Source organism: Streptomyces sp. NPDC087428 (assembly GCF_044744085.1).
Lineage (GTDB): Bacteria > Actinomycetota > Actinomycetes > Streptomycetales > Streptomycetaceae > Streptomyces.
This window is the reverse complement of sequence record NZ_JBIUXR010000007.1, coordinates 190,633-205,606: the sequence shown is the minus strand read 5'-3', so window position 1 is coordinate 205,606 and position 14,974 is coordinate 190,633. Positions and strand designations below refer to the sequence as shown.

The window sequence follows — 14,974 nt, the reverse complement described above, 5'->3', positions numbered from 1 at the left end:
CGGCGGCCGGGCCGGGGCGATCGGGACGGTGCACGCGCCTTCGGGCGGTGTGGCGCGGGTCACCGGAACCCCTCGGCCGGACCGGAGAGGTAGGTGGTGTGAGATGTGATGAACAGGGAGATCGGGAGCGCATGCGCGCACGGATCAGGGCGGGCGACCACGACGCGTTCGCCGCGCTCTACGAGGAATACGCGCGGTTGGTCTACAACCATGCCTATCGGCTGTCGGGCGACTGGTCGACGGCCGAGGAGGTGTTGTCCGAGACGTTCCTGGCCGCCTGGCGCAACCGTCACTCCGTCGAGCCGGAGGGCGACTCGCTGCGGCCGTGGCTGCTCGGGATCGCCACGAACAAGGCCCGCAACGCCGGCCGCGGTGCCGGGCGGCGCCTGGCCTTCCTGGCGCGCCGCCCCGCCCCGGAACCGGTGGCGGACATCGCGGACGCCACGGCCGGACGCGTCGACGACGCACGGCGGCTCGCCGAGGTCCGCCGGGCACTGGGCGGGCTCCGCCGCCAGGAACGCGAGGTGCTGGTCCTCTGCGTCTGGTCCGGGCTGGACTACGCAGAGGCGGCCGAGGCGCTGGGCGTCCCGGTGGGCACCGTGCGGTCGCGGCTCTCCCGCGCCCGCACCCGGCTGCGACGGCTCACCGACGAGGAACACCGCCGGGCGCCGGAAGGGGAAGCGGCGGGCCCCGCGCGGGAAGCGGCCGGCCCCACGCGGGAAGCACGGCCCGGGGACGCCGCCCGGTCCGGCCGGGAAGCACGGCCCGGGGACGCCGCCCGGTCCGGCCGGGAACCCCGCCCCGGCCGCGGAGAGGTAGGGAGCAGGGCCGCGTTCGTGGCCCTGCCCATCCAGGAGGAAGCCCGATGAACGACCGCACCTCCGGCCCCGAGCGGGCCGAACACGAGGAATTGGCCCGGCTGTTGCCGGCCCCGGCCGAACGGGACCTGCCCCCGGGCCGACATCTCCACCACAAGGACACCCTGATGCGTCTGATCGACCAGGCCAGCGACCGCGCCACCGCCCGCCCCCGCCCGCGTCCCCGCCTCCTGCGCCCCGCCGTCCTGCTGCCCGCCGCCGGACTGGCTCTGGGCGGAGTACTGCTGACCACCCTCGCCGTGACCGGCCGGGACAGCGCTCCGGCACCGGCCGCCGCGAGCACGGGTTCCCCGGCCGCGTCCCCGCGCGGCGCGGCCGTGCTCCTCGACCGGATCGCCTCGGTCGCCGGGAAGAGTGACGAACAGAAGGTCCGCGGCGACCAGTTCGTGTACGTCAGGTCGTTGCAGAGCGGCAACGAGGGCAAGTTCGGCGGCCCGGTGAAGCTGACCGGGCCCAGCGAGCGTGAGGTCTGGATGGCGCAGAAGGCGGGGCCGGTGCTCAAGGAGGGCCTGATCCACCAGGACGGCTCGTACCTCCCGATCGTCGTCGGGGTCCCGGACGGCGAGACCCCCGTCGGCAGCCCGGCGGGCCTCAGCCGGCCGACGTACACGTGGCTGGCCTCGCTGCCCACCGGCCCCGACGCCCTGCTCCGGCGGCTCGGCACCGAGATCACCCGGGACCAGGACGCGCGCGACACCCCGGCCGGGGACCGGAACAAGGACCAGGACACCTTCGACGCCATCGGTGAGCTGCTGCGCGAGACGCTGATGCCGCCGAGGACCGCGGCCGCCCTCTACAAGGCCGCGGCGAGGATCCCCGGCGTGAGCGTGGACCCGGACGCGGTGGACGCGGCCGGCCGGCACGGGATCGGTGTGGCCCGTGACAACACCCGGGCCGGTTGGCGCACCGCCTGGATCTTCGACTCGGCCACCCTGGAGTACCTGGGCGAACGGAGCTACCTCATCAGGGACACCTCCATGGGCAAGAAGGGCACCCTGATCAGCAAGTCGGCGGTCCTGGAGCGCGCGGTCGTCGACGCCCTGCGCGAGAAGCCGTCGACGACGGCCTGATCCCCGGAGCCGCCCGCTGGGACCGCGGGCACACGAACGGCGCCGGCCCCCGGGGATCACTCCCCGGGGGCCGGCGTCGTACAGCTGTGCGGAACTACCGATCCGTCAGGATCAGAAGTCCATGTCTCCGCCCGGCATGCCGCCCGGAGCGGCCGCGGAGGCCTTCTCCGGCTTGTCGGCGATGACGGCCTCGGTGGTGAGGAAGAGCGCGGCGATGGACGCGGCGTTCTGCAGAGCGGAGCGCGTGACCTTCGCCGGGTCGAGAATGCCCTCGGCGATCATGTCGACGTACTCGCCGGTCGCGGCGTTGAGGCCGTGACCGATCGGCAGGTTGCGCACCTTCTCGACGACGACTCCACCCTCAAGACCACCGTTGACGGCGATCTGCTTGAGCGGGGCCTCCAGCGCCAGCTTGACGGCGTTGGCGCCGGTCGCCTCGTCACCCGAGAGCTCCAGCTTCTCGAAGACGGCCGAGGCCTGGAGCAGAGCCACGCCACCACCGGCGACGATGCCCTCCTCGACGGCGGCCTTGGCGTTGCGCACCGCGTCCTCGATGCGGTGCTTGCGCTCCTTGAGCTCGACCTCGGTCGCGGCACCGGCCTTGATGACGGCCACGCCGCCGGCCAGCTTCGCGAGGCGCTCCTGGAGCTTCTCGCGGTCGTAGTCCGAGTCGGAGTTCTCGATCTCGGCACGGATCTGGTTGACGCGACCCTGAACCTGGTCGCTGTCACCGGAGCCGTCGACGATCGTCGTCTCGTCCTTGGTGATGACGACCTTGCGGGCACGGCCGAGCAGGTCGAGACCGGCGTTCTCCAGCTTGAGGCCGACCTCCTCGGAGATGACGGTGCCACCGGTGAGGATGGCGATGTCGCCGAGCATGGCCTTGCGGCGGTCACCGAAGCCCGGAGCCTTGACGGCGACGGACTTGAAGGTGCCACGGATCTTGTTGACGACCAGGGTCGACAGGGCCTCGCCCTCGACGTCCTCGGCGATGATCAGCAGCGGCTTGCCGGACTGCATGACCTTCTCCAGCAGCGGAAGGAGGTCCTTCACGTTGCTGATCTTCGAGTTCACGATCAGGATGTACGGGTCGTCCAGGGACGACTCCATGCGCTCCATGTCCGTGGCGAAGTACGCCGAGATGTAGCCCTTGTCGAAGCGCATACCCTCGGTGAGCTCGAGCTCCAGCCCGAAGGTCTGGGACTCCTCGACGGTGATGACGCCTTCCTTGCCGACCTTGTCCATGGCCTCGGCGATGAGCTCGCCGATCTGGGTGTCAGCGGCGGAGATGGAGGCGGTCGAAGCGATCTGCTCCTTGGTCTCCACGTCCTTGGCCTGCTCCAGGAGGGCGGCGGAGACGGCCTCGACGGCCTTCTCGATGCCCCGCTTGAGAGCCATCGGGTTCGCACCCGCGGCCACGTTGCGAAGGCCCTCGCGGACGAGCGCCTGAGCGAGAACGGTGGCGGTGGTCGTACCGTCGCCGGCGACGTCGTCCGTCTTCTTGGCGACCTCCTTGACCAGCTCCGCACCGATCTTCTCGTACGGGTCCTCCAGCTCGATCTCCTTGGCGATGGAAACACCATCGTTGGTGATCGTGGGGGCGCCCCACTTCTTCTCAAGGACGACGTTGCGGCCCTTGGGGCCGAGGGTGACCTTGACGGCGTCGGCGAGCTGGTTCATGCCGCGCTCAAGACCGCGCCGGGCCTCCTCGTCGAACGCGATGATCTTGGCCATATGAAGTGGTCCTCCCGGACAGGGGTGGATTTCTCCGGACCGAGTGGCGCCCGCGACGGACGGCCTGCCGCCTGCCGGTTCCTTGCCCCGACAGACCTGCGGGCCTCACCGGCCCGGTCCAAGTTTCTGTCACTCTCACCCGGAGAGTGCTAAGCCCAATGATTAGCACTCGACCCCCGAGAGTGCAAGCGTCCCCCTCCGGAGTGTGGACAACCGGAGCGCGCGTGCGGAGGGGTTCGGGACGCACGGAGGGCCCGTACCCCAGGGGTACGGGCCCTCCGTGCGTGAGTAGTGTCGTTGGCCGACCGTGCCGAGCTCAGCCGACAGCGAGCTTGACCATGTCCGCCTGCGGCCCCTTCTGGCCCTGCGAGATTTCGAATTCAACTCGCTGACCCTCTTCGAGGGTGCGGTATCCGTCCATCTGGATCGCGCTGTAGTGGACGAAAACATCCGCACCACCGTCGACCGCGATGAAGCCGTACCCCTTCTCCGCGTTGAACCACTTGACGGTGCCCTGAGCCATGCCTAACTCCCCTATTACTGGCCCTTGCACAGGACCGCACTTCGCGGGCCCGGGTCAGAACTCACCCTCCGACAGGAGAGGGTGCGTGCGCCGGAACGCGTCGACCGCGGCCGAATGTATCTGCCCAACTGCCCTCTGCAACAGGTCAATCGGACGAGAATTCTGGGCAGCGCCGATCGCCCGAATATGAGTAACTCATAAGATTCCAGGGCAAGTCGGGCCAGGCAAAGGCGACTTATGGCGCAAGAGGCTCAGTTACTTTGGCTGCATCTTGTCGTGGCCGGGCGCATTCTCATATGCGGGGGGCACGGGCAGCGGAGGGGACTTCCCACACTCTACCGCGTTCAACCATGCAGAATTGCCCCCTCCGCTTCTGTCGCAGAGAGGGCAATTCCGGTGACGCGTGGAGCGGGACCGCTCGGGTCCCGGGGGTCAGCAGCCGCCGGCGACGGCCGGGATGATCGAGACACCCGCGCCGTCAGGGGTGACCGCTTCCAGGCCGCCCTCGAAGCGCACGTCGTCGTCGTTGACGTACACGTTCACGAAGCGGCGGAGCTTGCCCTGGTCGTCCAGGACGCGGGCGGCGATGCCCGGGTGGTTCTTCTCCAGGGACTCGATGACCTGGGAGAGGGTCGCGCCCTCGGCCGGGACCTCGGCCTGGCCGCCCGTGTAGGTGCGGAGGATGGTGGGGATACGGACCTTGACGCTCATGGTGGGTGCCCTTCCTGGAGTCTCGGGTGGGGTCAGCCGGCGGTGCCGAGGCCCGCGGCGCGGAAGGCGTCCAGGCTCGGCCTGATCGTCGCCGTCGCCTGCGAGGTGGCGGCCACGGCGTCCAGCGTCTTGAGGCCGTCGCCGGTGTTCAGGACGACGGTGGTGAGCGACGGGTCGAGGAGGCCTGCCTCGATCAGCTTCTTCGTCACGCCGACCGTCACCCCGCCAGCGGTCTCGGCGAAGATGCCCTCGGTGCGCGCCAGCAGCTTGATCGCGTCGACGACCTGCTCGTCGTTGACATCCTCGACGGCGCCGCCGGTACGGCGGGCGATGTCCAGGACGTACGGGCCGTCGGCCGGGTTGCCGATCGCCAGGGACTTGGCGATCGTGTTCGGCTTCTGCGGCCGCACGACGTCGTGACCGGCCTTGAAGGCGGTGGAGACCGGGGAACAGCCCTCGGCCTGGGCACCGAAGATCCGGTACGGCTTGTCCTCGACCAGACCGAGCTTGATCAGCTCCTGGAGACCCTTGTCGATCTTCGTGAGCTGCGAGCCGGACGCGATCGGGATGACGATCTGGTCGGGCAGCCGCCAGCCGAGCTGCTCGCAGATCTCGTACGCGAGCGTCTTGGAACCCTCGCCGTAGTACGGCCGGAGGTTGACGTTGACGAAGCCCCAGCCCTCGCCGAGCGGGTCGCCGATGAGCTCCGAGCAGAAGCGGTTGACGTCGTCGTAGTTGCCCTCGATGCCGACCAGCTCACCGCCGTACACCGCGGCCATGACGACCTTGCCCTGCTCCAGGTCGTGCGGGATGAACACGCAGGACCGCAGACCGGCGCGGGCCGCGGCGGCGCCCACCGCACCGGCGAGGTTGCCGGTGGAGGAGCAGGAGAGCGTGGTGAAACCGAAGGCGCGGGCGGCCTCGACGGCGATCGCGACGACGCGGTCCTTGAAGGAGTGCGTCGGGTTGCCGGAGTCGTCCTTGACGTACAGACCGCCGGTGACGCCCAGCTCACGGGCGAGGTTGTCGGCCTTGACCAGCTTGGTGAAGCCGGGGTTGAGGTTGGGCTTGTCCGCGACATCGGAGGGGACCGGCAGCAGCGGCGCGTAGCGCCAGATGTTGTCGGGGCCGGCCTCGATGCGCTTCTTCAGCTCGTCCGGGGAGCCGCTCGGCAGGTCGTACGCCACTTCGAGCGGCCCGAAACAGGTCGCACAGGCGAAAAGGGGGCCGAGCTCGAATCGCTCTCCGCACTCGCGGCAGGAAAGCGCCGCGGCGGGACCAAGATCCACAGAAGACTCGGTGTTTGCTGCAACAGTCTGCACAGCCATGATGGCGAGGCCCTTTCTCCTCATCTTCCTCGTGACGCATTTCGCCACAAGACGGAATTGGCACCTTCCCCACCTGACCTCGCGGTCGGCTGGATGGTTGCCGGGACTTCAACGGGCCGTTCCCTCTGTCCCTCTGGATGAGCGCTGTGGCACTGGACCATGGATCCAGGCGTTTATCAGCGGATGGACCCCGGCATGCCACGGCCATCTGCGTTGTTCAAGACTGTAACCGAAGCACTGGACTGTTGAGATAGTCGTCCGAACCGCGAGATGGATCACATACAGGGAGTATCGACCGTGCTGGAAGAGGTCGAAGGCTGGCTGACCAGGCGTTCCTGGTCCTCCGCCGACCGCCCGCTGGAGCAGCTCCTGGCCGCCAGGGACCGCGACCCGCGCCGCGGGAGCGTGAGTGTCGTCCTGCCCGCGCTCAACGAGGCGGCGACGGTCGGGGACATCGTCCGGGTGATCCGGCGCGAGCTCATGGAGAAGGTCCGGCTGGTCGACGAACTCGTGGTGATCGACTCCGGCTCCACGGACGCCACCGCCGAGATCGCCCGCAGGGCCGGCGCCCGGGTGATCCACCGGGACGCGATCCTGCCGCGGGTCCCGGCCGTCCCCGGCAAGGGAGAGGTGCTCTGGCGGTCACTCCTGGTGACCGGCGGTGACATCGTCTGCTTCATCGACGCGGACCTCAAGGACTTCTCCGCCGACTTCGTCTCCGGCATCGTCGGCCCGCTGCTGACCGACCCCTCGATGCAGTTCGTCAAGGCGATGTACGACCGCCCCCTCGGGGACACCGCAGGCCAGGGCGGGCGGGTCACCGAGCTGGTGGCGCGGCCGCTGCTCAATCTGCACTGGCCGCGGCTGGCCGGCTTCGTCCAGCCGCTGGGCGGCGAGTACGCCGTGCGCCGCTCCCTGCTCGAACAGCTCCCGTTCCCGGTCGGTTACGGAGTGGAGCTGGGGCTGCTCGTCGACGCCCTGCACACCGTCGGCCTGGACGCGCTCGGCCAGGTGGACGTCGGCGTCAGGAAACACCGCCACCAGGACGGCCAGGCGCTCGGCCGGATGGCGGCGGCCATCTACCGGACCGCTCAGCTGCGGCTCTCCCGGGGGCACCTGGTCCGCCCCTCGCTGACCCAGTTCGAGCGCGGCGAACACGGTTTCGTCCCGCACACGTACCCGGTGGACACCGAGGAGCGGCCGCCGATGCGCGAGATCGAGGAGTACGTCTCACGCCGCGCGGCGTGACCGGGGCACGGCCGCACGCACGTTTGGACGGTTCGGGATCGGGCTAGATTCCGCAGCATGGTCTCCGAGCACGCCCCTCAGCCCGCCGCCGCCCAGGTACTCGTCGCGTCCAACCGCGGTCCGGTCTCGTACGCGCTCCGCGAGGACGGCTCGCTCGACGCGAAACGGGGCGGGGGCGGGCTCGTCTCCGGGCTGAGCGCCGTGGACGACAAGATGTGGGTCTGCGCCGCACTCGGTGACGGCGACCGCGAGGCGGTGCGCCGCGGGGTCGGCGAGCCGGGCGTACGGATGCTCGACATCGACGCGGACGTGCACGCCGACGCGTACAACGGGATCGCGAACTCGGTGCTCTGGTTCGTCCACCACCTGCTCTACCAGACCCCCGTGGAACCCGTCTTCGACGCGGAGTTCCGCCGGCGGTGGGCCTCCTTCGAGACCTACAACCGGGCCTTCGCCCAGGCGCTCGCCGAGGAGGCGGGCGAGGGCGCGGCGGTCCTGGTGCAGGACTACCACCTGGTGCTGGTGCCCGGGATGCTCCGCGAGCTCCGCCCCGACCTGCGGATCGGCCACTTCTCGCACACCCCGTGGGCGCCCGTCGACTACTTCCGGATGCTGCCCGACGACATCTCCGAGCAGGTGCTGCGCGGCATCCTCGGCGCCGACCGGGCCGCCTTCCTGACCCGCCGCTGGGCGGACGCCTTCATCGGCTGCTGCACGGAGATCCTGGGCGGCACCGGCCGCACCCGCATCGGCGTGCACGGGCTCGGCGCCGACGCGGACTTCCTGCGCCGCCGCGCGCACGAGGCGGACGTGGACGAGCGGATGGCGGCGCTGCGCGAGCAGGTGGGCCCCGGCCGGAAGACGATCGTGCGGGTGGACCGTACGGAGCTGTCCAAGAACATCGTCCGCGGGATGCTCGCCTACCGCGCCCTGCTCGACGAGCGGCCCGAGTGGCACGGCCGGGTCGTCCACATCGCGTTCGCCTACCCCTCGCGGCAGGACCTCGCGGTGTACCGGGAGTACACGGCCGAGGTGCAGCGCGTCGCCGACGCCGTCAACGCGGCGCACGGCACGGCGGACTGGACCCCGGTCGTGCTCCACGTCAAGGACGACTTCGCGCGCTCGCTCGCGGCGTACCGGCTGGCCGACGTGGCGCTCGTCAACCCCATCCGGGACGGGATGAACCTGGTCGCCAAGGAGGTCCCGGTCGTCTCCGACCACGGCTGCGCGCTGGTGCTGTCGCGGGAGGCGGGGGCGTACGAGGAGCTGGGCGACGACGCGATCACGGTGAACCCGTACGACGTCTCCGCCACCGCCGACGCGCTGCACGAGGCGCTGACGATGGACGACGACGAGCGCGCGGCGCGCACGGAGCGGCTGGCCGCGGCGGCCACCGCGCTGCCGCCGCAGCAGTGGTTCCTGGACCAGCTAGAGGCGCTGCGCCAGGGCTGACAGGAAGTCGACGACGGCTCCCGGTCCCGGCAGCAACAGGTCCGCGCGCTCGGCCAGTTCGGGCACCTCCGCCTCGCCGCTGCAGACCAGCAGGCCGGGGGTGCCGTCGGGGCCCTCTGCGCGGAGCTTCTCCACGGCGGCGTAGGCGGCCAGGTCGCCCAGGTCGTCGCCCGCGTACAGCACGGACTCGGCGCCCGTCTCCCGCACGTACCGCGTGAGGGCGACGCCCTTGTCCATGCCCGCGGGGCGCAACTCCAGGACCAGACGGCCCGGTTCGACGATCAGTCCGTGCCGGGCGGCCAGCTCGCCGAGGGGGCCGCGCAGGGCCTCGAAGGCGGCCTGCGGGTCCTCGGCGCGGCGGGTGTGGACGGCGAGCGCCTGCCCCTTCTCCTCTATCCAGGTGCCGCGCCAGGAGTCGAACGTGTCGAGTACGCCGGGGAGTTCGGCCCGTACGGCGGCGACGCCGGGGTGCGGGGCGGGGGCGCGGACGGTGCCGGAGACGGCGTCCCAGCGTTCGGCGCCGTAGTGGCCGAGGACGACGAGGTGGTCCAGTCCGGCGACTCCGGCGAAGCCGCCGTAGCGGACCGCGACGCCGGCCGGGCGGCCGGTGATCACGGCGACCGACGCGACCCGGGGGGCGAGTGCGGCGAGCGCCTCGACGGTGCCGGGGTGCGCGCGGGCCTGCTCGGGGTCCGGGACGATGTCGGCGAGGGTGCCGTCGAAATCGAGCGCGACGACGGCGCGGTCGGGGCGGGCGAGGAGGGCGGCGAGGCCCTCCCGGCCGGCGGGGGTCGTCGGTGTCGGCAGGGATGGGGTGTGCGGGTGGCTGCCCATGTCCCGAGCCTATAGCCGGTGAGGCCCGACGGGGGCTCCGCCCCTTGGCGCGGCCGGTGGGACCGTCGCCGCGCGCCCGGGGATCAGCGGCGTCCCCGCCGCGCCTCCCGCACGCGCCGGAGCCGGTTCACCGTGACCGGGTCGGCCTCCAGGGCCCGCCGGTCGTCGAGCAGCGCGTTCAGCAGCTGGTAGTAGCGGGTCGGGGAGATGCCGAGCCGTTCCCTGATCTCCCGCTCCTTGGCCCCGGGTCCCGCCCACGACTGCCGCTCGACCGCCAGCACCGCCCGGTCCCGGTCGGAGAGCCCGAGGGGCGGGGCGGCGGGCTCGTCGGGGCCGTTCGGAGGAGAGGCGGTCATATCAGCCAATATATGGCGCGGCCCGCGGAGCGCTACTCCGCGTTCTCCGCCGTCGTGGACTCCTGCGCTATGCGTCCGAGCACGCTCTCGGGGTTCGCGCCCGGCTCGACCGCCTCACCGATGTTCTTCTTGATCGACTCGCTGGCCTGGGCCCAGGACGTCTTGCCGAACGGGTAGAACTGCGCGTTCGGCAGCGCGTCCAGGAACTTGTACAGCGGCTTGTACTTGGGATCGTTCTCCATCGAGGCCGAGGCGCTGTCGGTGACCGGCAGCATGTCGTACGTGTCCGCGAAGTCGATGACGTTCTTGTCGCTGAACATGAAGTCGAAGAACTTGCCCATCTCGACCCGGTGCTTGTTCTGCTTGAAGCCCATGATCCAGTCGGCGACGCCCATCGAGCTGCTGGTGGGCCCGGAGACGGCGGGCAGCGGCACCATGCCGACGTCGACGCCCCGCTTCTTGGCCTCCCGCATCAGCGTCGGATGGCCGTTGAGCATCCCGACGTCACCCGTGGTGAACGCCGCGAAGGCCTTCGCCCGGTTGAGATCGCCGGGGGCGACGGGCCCGACGAGCCCCTTGTCGACGAGGTTCGACTTCAGCCAGTCGAACGTCTTGATGTTCTCGTCCGAGTCGATGTCGTACGAGCCGACGTCGTCGGTGTAGCCGCCACCGCCGCTGAGCAGCCACATCAGCGTCTCGGCCTGGGACTCCTCCTGGCCCAGCGGCAGCGCGAACGGGTACTTCACGCCGTGCTGCTTGAGCGCGGCGGCGTCGCCGGCGATGTCGCTCCAGGTCTTCGGGGCGTCGAGACCCGACTGGCTGAAGAGCTTCTTGTTGTAGAAGAGCAGCCGGGTGCTGGCCACGAACGGCAGGCCGTACTGGACCTGGCTGACCCGGCCCGCGTCCGCGAGGACCGGCAGGAAGTTCGCCTGGGTGCGGACGCTGAGCATCTGGTCGGCGGAGTAGAGCTTGCCGGCCTTGGCGTAGTCCGCGTACGCGCCGATCTGCGCGATGTCGGGGGCCTTTCCGGCCTTCACCATCTCGGCGACCTCGCGGTCGATGTCCGTCCACGGGAGGACGGTCACCTCGACCTTGATGCCGGGGTGGGACGCCTCGAAGCTCCTGGCGACCCCGTCCCAGTACTTGTCGGACTTGTCCGCCTCGCCGGTGCCGTAGTCGGCCGCGACGAGCTTCAGCGTGACGTCGCCCCCGCCGCTGCCGCCGCCGCAGCCCGACAGCACTGCGGTCATCCCCAGAGCGGCCACAGCCGCCGTCAGTCCCAAGTAGTGCCGCTGCACAGCCCAGTCCGTCCTCGTCGGTCGCGCCATCCGCGGCGTCCACGTCTGCGTGGGGCACTCCGAATGAGCTGCGATCTTCCCCCACCGCGTCCGATGAGGTCTACACCACTGCGGTATCGCTTCGGCAACGCGGCCGCATTGCACGGGACGCGCGGTGACTGCTAAGTAGGTCTCGGTCAACCAGGGCCGGACACAAGGCCCTTAATGGTCCGGACCTTTATACCCGCACCCGTGCGGTGCCGCCGCGCCGCCCCGTTGCCGCCCGCCACCGCCCATGCCGCAAGGAGCCGTACCGCATGTCCCGTACCGCAACAGAAATTGCCACCCAGCCCAGTTGCTGGCGCCGTGCCGCCGAGGCGGGCGCGGTGGCCGAGGGGCTGCCGCGTCCGGGCGAGCGGGTCGCCGTCACCGGGTGCGGCACCTCCTGGTTCATGGCCATCGCCTACGCGGCCCTGCGCGAGGCGGCCGGGCAGGGCGAGACGGACGCGTACGCCTCGTCGGAGTTCCCGGCCGGGCGGTCCTACGACCGGGTCGTGGCGATCACCCGCTCCGGCACCACGAGCGAGGTGCTGGCGCTGCTGGGCGAACTGCGCGGCAGGACCCCCACGGTCGCGCTGACGGCCGACCCGAAGACGCCGGTGATGGACGCCGCCGACACGGTGGCGGTACTGGACTGGGCCGACGAGGAGTCCGTCGTGCAGACCCGGTTCGCCACCACCGCGCTCGCCTTCCTGCGGGCCGGTCTCGAAGCGGCCGGCCCGCTCCCGGCGGGTGTGAAGACGGTCGCGGAGGCCGCCGTCGACGCGGAGCTGGCGGTGACCGAGCCGCTGGACGAGGCGGTGGTCTCGGCCGAGCAGTGGACGTTCCTGGGGCGCGGCTGGACGTACGGCCTGGCGCAGGAGGCCGGGCTGAAGATGCGCGAGGCGGCGGGCGCCTGGACGGAGTCGTACCCCGCGATGGAGTACCGCCACGGCCCGATCGCGATCACCGGACCGAACCGGGTGGCGTGGGTGTTCGGCGCACTGCCCGAGGGCCTGGCGGGCGAGGTCGCGGGGGTCGGCGGAACGCTGGTGGCACACGCCACCGCCGACCCGATGGCCGACCTGATCCGGGCCCAGCGGCTCGCGGTGACGCTCGCGGAGTCGAAGGGGTACGACCCGGACCACCCGCGCAACCTGTCGCGCAGCGTGATCCTGCCGGGCTGAGGGCTCGCGGGGCGCGTTGCCGGCGCGTTGTCGCCCGATTGCGGACCCGATTTTGTATGGATGCGCAACAAACAACGATAGTGGACTAGACCTTTTGGGGTTCGTCGGGCGAAACTGTTTCCCGTGAAACACGTCATCGCCCTCGATGTGGGCGGCACCGGAATGAAGGCCGCACTGGTCGGGGCCGATGGCGCCCTGCTCTACGAGGCACGGCGCGCGACCGGAAGAGAGCGCGGCCCCGACGCCGTCGTGGAGTCGATCCTCGCCTTCGCGGCGGATCTGCGCGCGTACGGCGAGGAGCACTTCGGCGAGAGCGCTCTCGCCGCCGGTGTCGCCGTGCCCGGCATCGTCGACGCCGCGAACGGGATCGCGCTCTACGCGGCCAACCTGGGCTGGAGCAACGTCCCGATGCGCCGGCTGCTCGGCGAACGGCTCGGCGGCGTCCCCGTCGCCCTCGGCCACGACGTCAGGACCGGCGGGCTCGCCGAGGGCCGGATCGGGGCGGGCCGGGGCGCGGACCGCTTCGTGTTCATCCCCCTGGGCACCGGGATCGCCGGGGCCATCGGGATCGCGGGCACCATCGAGGCGGGCGCCCACGGCTCCGCGGGCGAGATCGGCCACATCGTGATCCGGCCGGACGGCCCGGAGTGCAGCTGCGGCCAGCGCGGCTGCCTGGAGACGCTGGCCTCCGCGGCCGCCGTCAGCCGGGCCTGGGCCGCCGCCTCCGGCGACCCGAAGGCCGACGCGGCGGACTGCGCCAAGGCCGTGGAGTCGGGCGACCCGGCGGCCGTGGCGGTCTGGCTGAACGCCGTCGACGCCCTCGCCGCCGGACTGGTCACCGCGCTCACCCTGCTGGACCCCCGCACGCTCATCATCGGTGGCGGTCTCGCCGAGGCGGGAGAAACCTTGTTCACACCACTCCGTGCGGCCGTCGAGGAACGCGTCACGTTCCAGAAGCTGCCCCACATCGTCCCGGCGGCCCTCGGGGACACCGCCGGATGCCTGGGCGCAGGGCTGCTCGCCTGGGATCTACTCTCCACGGAGGTATCCGCCTGATGGCCGGACGCGCAGACAGCACAGTTCTCGCAGGTGCCCGGGTGGTACTCCCCACCGGCACCGTCGAGAACGGCCGGGTGATCATCGAGGGCACCCGCATCGCCGGCAGTCCGGCGGAGGACGCCCGGACCGTCGACCTGTCCGGCCACTGGATCGTTCCCGGCTTCGTGGACATGCACAACCACGGCGGAGGCGGCGCCTCCTTCACCTCCGGCACCGTGGACGACGTCCTCACCGGCGTCCGCACCCACCGCGAGCACGGCACCACCACCCTGGTCGCCTCCACCGTCACCGGCGAGATGGACTTCCTCGCCGAACGGGCCGGCATCCTCTCCGAGCTGGTCGAACAGGGCGACCTGGCCGGCATCCACTTCGAGGGCCCCTTCATCTCGCCGTGCCGCAAGGGCGCGCACAGCGAGGGCCTGCTGCGCCACCCGGACCCGGCCGAGGTCCGCAAGCTGATGGACGCCGCCCGCGGCACCGCGAAGATGTTCACGCTCGCCACCGAACTGCCCGGCGGCATCGAGTCCGTACGGCTGCTCGCCGAGCACGGCGTCATCGCCGCGATCGGGCACACCGACGCCACGTACGAGCAGACCGTCGAGGCGATCGACGCGGGCGCCACCGTCGCCACGCACCTCTTCAACGCCATGCCGCCCCTGGGCCACCGCGCGCCCGGCCCGATCGCCGCCCTCCTGGAGGACGAGCGGATCACGGTCGAGCTGATCAACGACGGCACCCATCTGCACCCGGCCGCCCTCCAGCTGGCCTACCACCACGCGGGCGCCCACCGCGTCGCCCTGATCACCGACGCCATGGACGCGGCGGGGTTCGGCGACGGCCAGTACCAGCTGGGCCCGCTCGCCGTCGAGGTCAAGGACGGTGTCGCCCGGCTCGTCGAGGGCAACTCCATCGCCGGCTCCACGCTCACCCTGGACACCGCCTTCCACCGGGCCGTCACCATCGACCGCATCCCGGTCGGCGACGTGGTGCAGTCCATCTCCGCCAACCCGGCCCGGCTGCTCGGCGTGTACGACCGGGTCGGCTCGCTGGAACCGGGCAAGGACGCCGACCTGGTGATCCTGGACGCCGACTTCACGCTCAAGGGCGTCATGCGCAAGGGCGAGTGGATCACCCAGCCGGTGCCCGCGGCGGTGTGAGGGCGGCGGGCCCGAACGGTGGGACGGATACGTAACGAAGAGACGGCGGTTGCACCCGAGGGCTGGGCCGGCCGCCGGCTCTTTGGCATGATCGTCCGCGAAACAGCCAGGGAAAGCGCGT

14 protein-coding genes and 1 riboswitch are annotated in these 14,974 nt (G+C 71.0%); of the genes, 7 read left to right on the top strand and 7 right to left on the bottom strand.

All coding sequences use genetic code 11. From position 1 onward, the window contains the following. Positions 1-131 precede the first annotated feature (131 nt). Positions 132-869, top strand: a complete 738-nt coding sequence (locus ACIO3R_RS16930; RefSeq protein ID WP_402106326.1) for an RNA polymerase sigma factor — start codon at positions 132-134, stop codon at positions 867-869. After that, a complete protein-coding gene (locus ACIO3R_RS16925; RefSeq protein WP_402106323.1) occupies positions 866-1,948 on the top strand; it encodes a CU044_5270 family protein in 1,083 nt (360 codons plus the stop codon). Before ACIO3R_RS16930 ends, ACIO3R_RS16925 begins: the two co-directional genes overlap by 4 nt. A gap of 111 nt (positions 1,949-2,059) precedes the next feature. Here ACIO3R_RS16925 and groL read toward each other — a convergent pair whose 3' ends face one another. From groL to thrC, 4 genes are all read right to left on the bottom strand, one after another. Then, positions 2,060-3,682, bottom strand: coding sequence for a chaperonin GroEL (gene groL, locus ACIO3R_RS16920; RefSeq protein WP_385040723.1), 1,623 nt, complete (start codon positions 3,680-3,682; stop codon positions 2,060-2,062). A 316-nt stretch (positions 3,683-3,998) separates the two neighbouring features. Further along, a complete protein-coding gene (locus tag ACIO3R_RS16915; protein WP_003967346.1) occupies positions 3,999-4,205 on the bottom strand; it encodes a cold-shock protein in 207 nt (68 codons plus the stop codon). A gap of 432 nt (positions 4,206-4,637) precedes the next feature. Continuing rightward, positions 4,638-4,916: a MoaD/ThiS family protein gene (locus ACIO3R_RS16910; protein ID WP_362965434.1), complete on the bottom strand. Its 279-nt coding sequence runs from the start codon at positions 4,914-4,916 to the stop codon at positions 4,638-4,640. A gap of 32 nt (positions 4,917-4,948) precedes the next feature. Then, positions 4,949-6,244, bottom strand: a complete 1,296-nt coding sequence (gene thrC, locus ACIO3R_RS16905; RefSeq protein WP_363030088.1) for a threonine synthase — start codon at positions 6,242-6,244, stop codon at positions 4,949-4,951. Between the two features lie 17 nt (positions 6,245-6,261). After that, positions 6,262-6,388: riboswitch (SAM riboswitch) on the bottom strand. A gap of 153 nt (positions 6,389-6,541) precedes the next feature. Here thrC and ACIO3R_RS16900 point away from each other — a divergent pair. Further along, on the top strand, positions 6,542-7,492 hold the full coding sequence (locus ACIO3R_RS16900; RefSeq protein WP_385029283.1) for a glucosyl-3-phosphoglycerate synthase: 951 nt from the start codon (positions 6,542-6,544) through the stop codon (positions 7,490-7,492). Positions 7,493-7,549: 57 nt separating this feature from the next. Next, a complete protein-coding gene (locus ACIO3R_RS16895) occupies positions 7,550-8,944 on the top strand; it encodes a trehalose-6-phosphate synthase (protein WP_385029156.1) in 1,395 nt (464 codons plus the stop codon). On the opposite strand, the gene otsB is transcribed toward ACIO3R_RS16895, so the two are convergent. The 3 genes from otsB to ACIO3R_RS16880 all read right to left on the bottom strand — a co-directional run bounded on the left by otsB (position 8,921) and on the right by ACIO3R_RS16880 (position 11,384). After that, positions 8,921-9,778: a trehalose-phosphatase gene (gene otsB, locus ACIO3R_RS16890; protein ID WP_385029159.1), complete on the bottom strand. Its 858-nt coding sequence runs from the start codon at positions 9,776-9,778 to the stop codon at positions 8,921-8,923. The two genes, ACIO3R_RS16895 and otsB, sit on opposite strands and share 24 nt — an antisense overlap. An 83-nt stretch (positions 9,779-9,861) precedes the next feature. Then, positions 9,862-10,134 (bottom strand): DUF3263 domain-containing protein, encoded by a 273-nt coding sequence (locus ACIO3R_RS16885; protein WP_402106319.1) that lies wholly within the window; start codon positions 10,132-10,134, stop codon positions 9,862-9,864. A 32-nt stretch (positions 10,135-10,166) separates the two neighbouring features. Beyond that, positions 10,167-11,384 carry an extracellular solute-binding protein gene (locus ACIO3R_RS16880; RefSeq protein ID WP_402106316.1) on the bottom strand — a complete coding sequence of 406 codons (1,218 nt, stop codon included), beginning with the start codon at positions 11,382-11,384 and terminating at the stop codon, positions 10,167-10,169. 344 nt (positions 11,385-11,728) lie between these two features. Between ACIO3R_RS16880 and ACIO3R_RS16875 the strand changes: the two genes are divergently transcribed. The 3 genes from ACIO3R_RS16875 to nagA all read left to right on the top strand — a co-directional run bounded on the left by ACIO3R_RS16875 (position 11,729) and on the right by nagA (position 14,853). Next, entirely contained in the window at positions 11,729-12,637 is a 909-nt protein-coding gene (locus ACIO3R_RS16875; protein ID WP_385029168.1) for an SIS domain-containing protein, read from the top strand. 162 nt (positions 12,638-12,799) lie between these two features. Next, positions 12,800-13,693 carry an ROK family protein gene (locus tag ACIO3R_RS16870; protein ID WP_385346914.1) on the top strand — a complete coding sequence of 298 codons (894 nt, stop codon included), beginning with the start codon at positions 12,800-12,802 and terminating at the stop codon, positions 13,691-13,693. Continuing rightward, on the top strand, positions 13,693-14,853 hold the full coding sequence (nagA, locus tag ACIO3R_RS16865; RefSeq protein ID WP_385029171.1) for an N-acetylglucosamine-6-phosphate deacetylase: 1,161 nt from the start codon (positions 13,693-13,695) through the stop codon (positions 14,851-14,853). Before ACIO3R_RS16870 ends, nagA begins: the two co-directional genes overlap by 1 nt. Positions 14,854-14,974: the final 121 nt, after the last annotated feature.

Coding starts and splice junctions, on each gene's coding strand:
- ACIO3R_RS16930 (WP_402106326.1), top strand. CDS start 132: ATGCGCGCACGGATCAGGGCGGGCGACCACGACGCGTTCGCCGCGCTC.
- ACIO3R_RS16925 (WP_402106323.1), top strand. CDS start 866: ATGAACGACCGCACCTCCGGCCCCGAGCGGGCCGAACACGAGGAATTG.
- groL (WP_385040723.1), bottom strand. CDS start 3,682: ATGGCCAAGATCATCGCGTTCGACGAGGAGGCCCGGCGCGGTCTTGAG.
- ACIO3R_RS16915 (WP_003967346.1), bottom strand. CDS start 4,205: ATGGCTCAGGGCACCGTCAAGTGGTTCAACGCGGAGAAGGGGTACGGC.
- ACIO3R_RS16910 (WP_362965434.1), bottom strand. CDS start 4,916: ATGAGCGTCAAGGTCCGTATCCCCACCATCCTCCGCACCTACACGGGC.
- thrC (WP_363030088.1), bottom strand. CDS start 6,244: ATGGCTGTGCAGACTGTTGCAGCAAACACCGAGTCTTCTGTGGATCTT.
- ACIO3R_RS16895 (WP_385029156.1), top strand. CDS start 7,550: ATGGTCTCCGAGCACGCCCCTCAGCCCGCCGCCGCCCAGGTACTCGTC.
- otsB (WP_385029159.1), bottom strand. CDS start 9,778: ATGGGCAGCCACCCGCACACCCCATCCCTGCCGACACCGACGACCCCC.
- ACIO3R_RS16885 (WP_402106319.1), bottom strand. CDS start 10,134: ATGACCGCCTCTCCTCCGAACGGCCCCGACGAGCCCGCCGCCCCGCCC.
- ACIO3R_RS16880 (WP_402106316.1), bottom strand. CDS start 11,384: ATGACCGCAGTGCTGTCGGGCTGCGGCGGCGGCAGCGGCGGGGGCGAC.
- ACIO3R_RS16875 (WP_385029168.1), top strand. CDS start 11,729: ATGTCCCGTACCGCAACAGAAATTGCCACCCAGCCCAGTTGCTGGCGC.
- ACIO3R_RS16870 (WP_385346914.1), top strand. CDS start 12,800: ATGAAGGCCGCACTGGTCGGGGCCGATGGCGCCCTGCTCTACGAGGCA.
- nagA (WP_385029171.1), top strand. CDS start 13,693: ATGGCCGGACGCGCAGACAGCACAGTTCTCGCAGGTGCCCGGGTGGTA.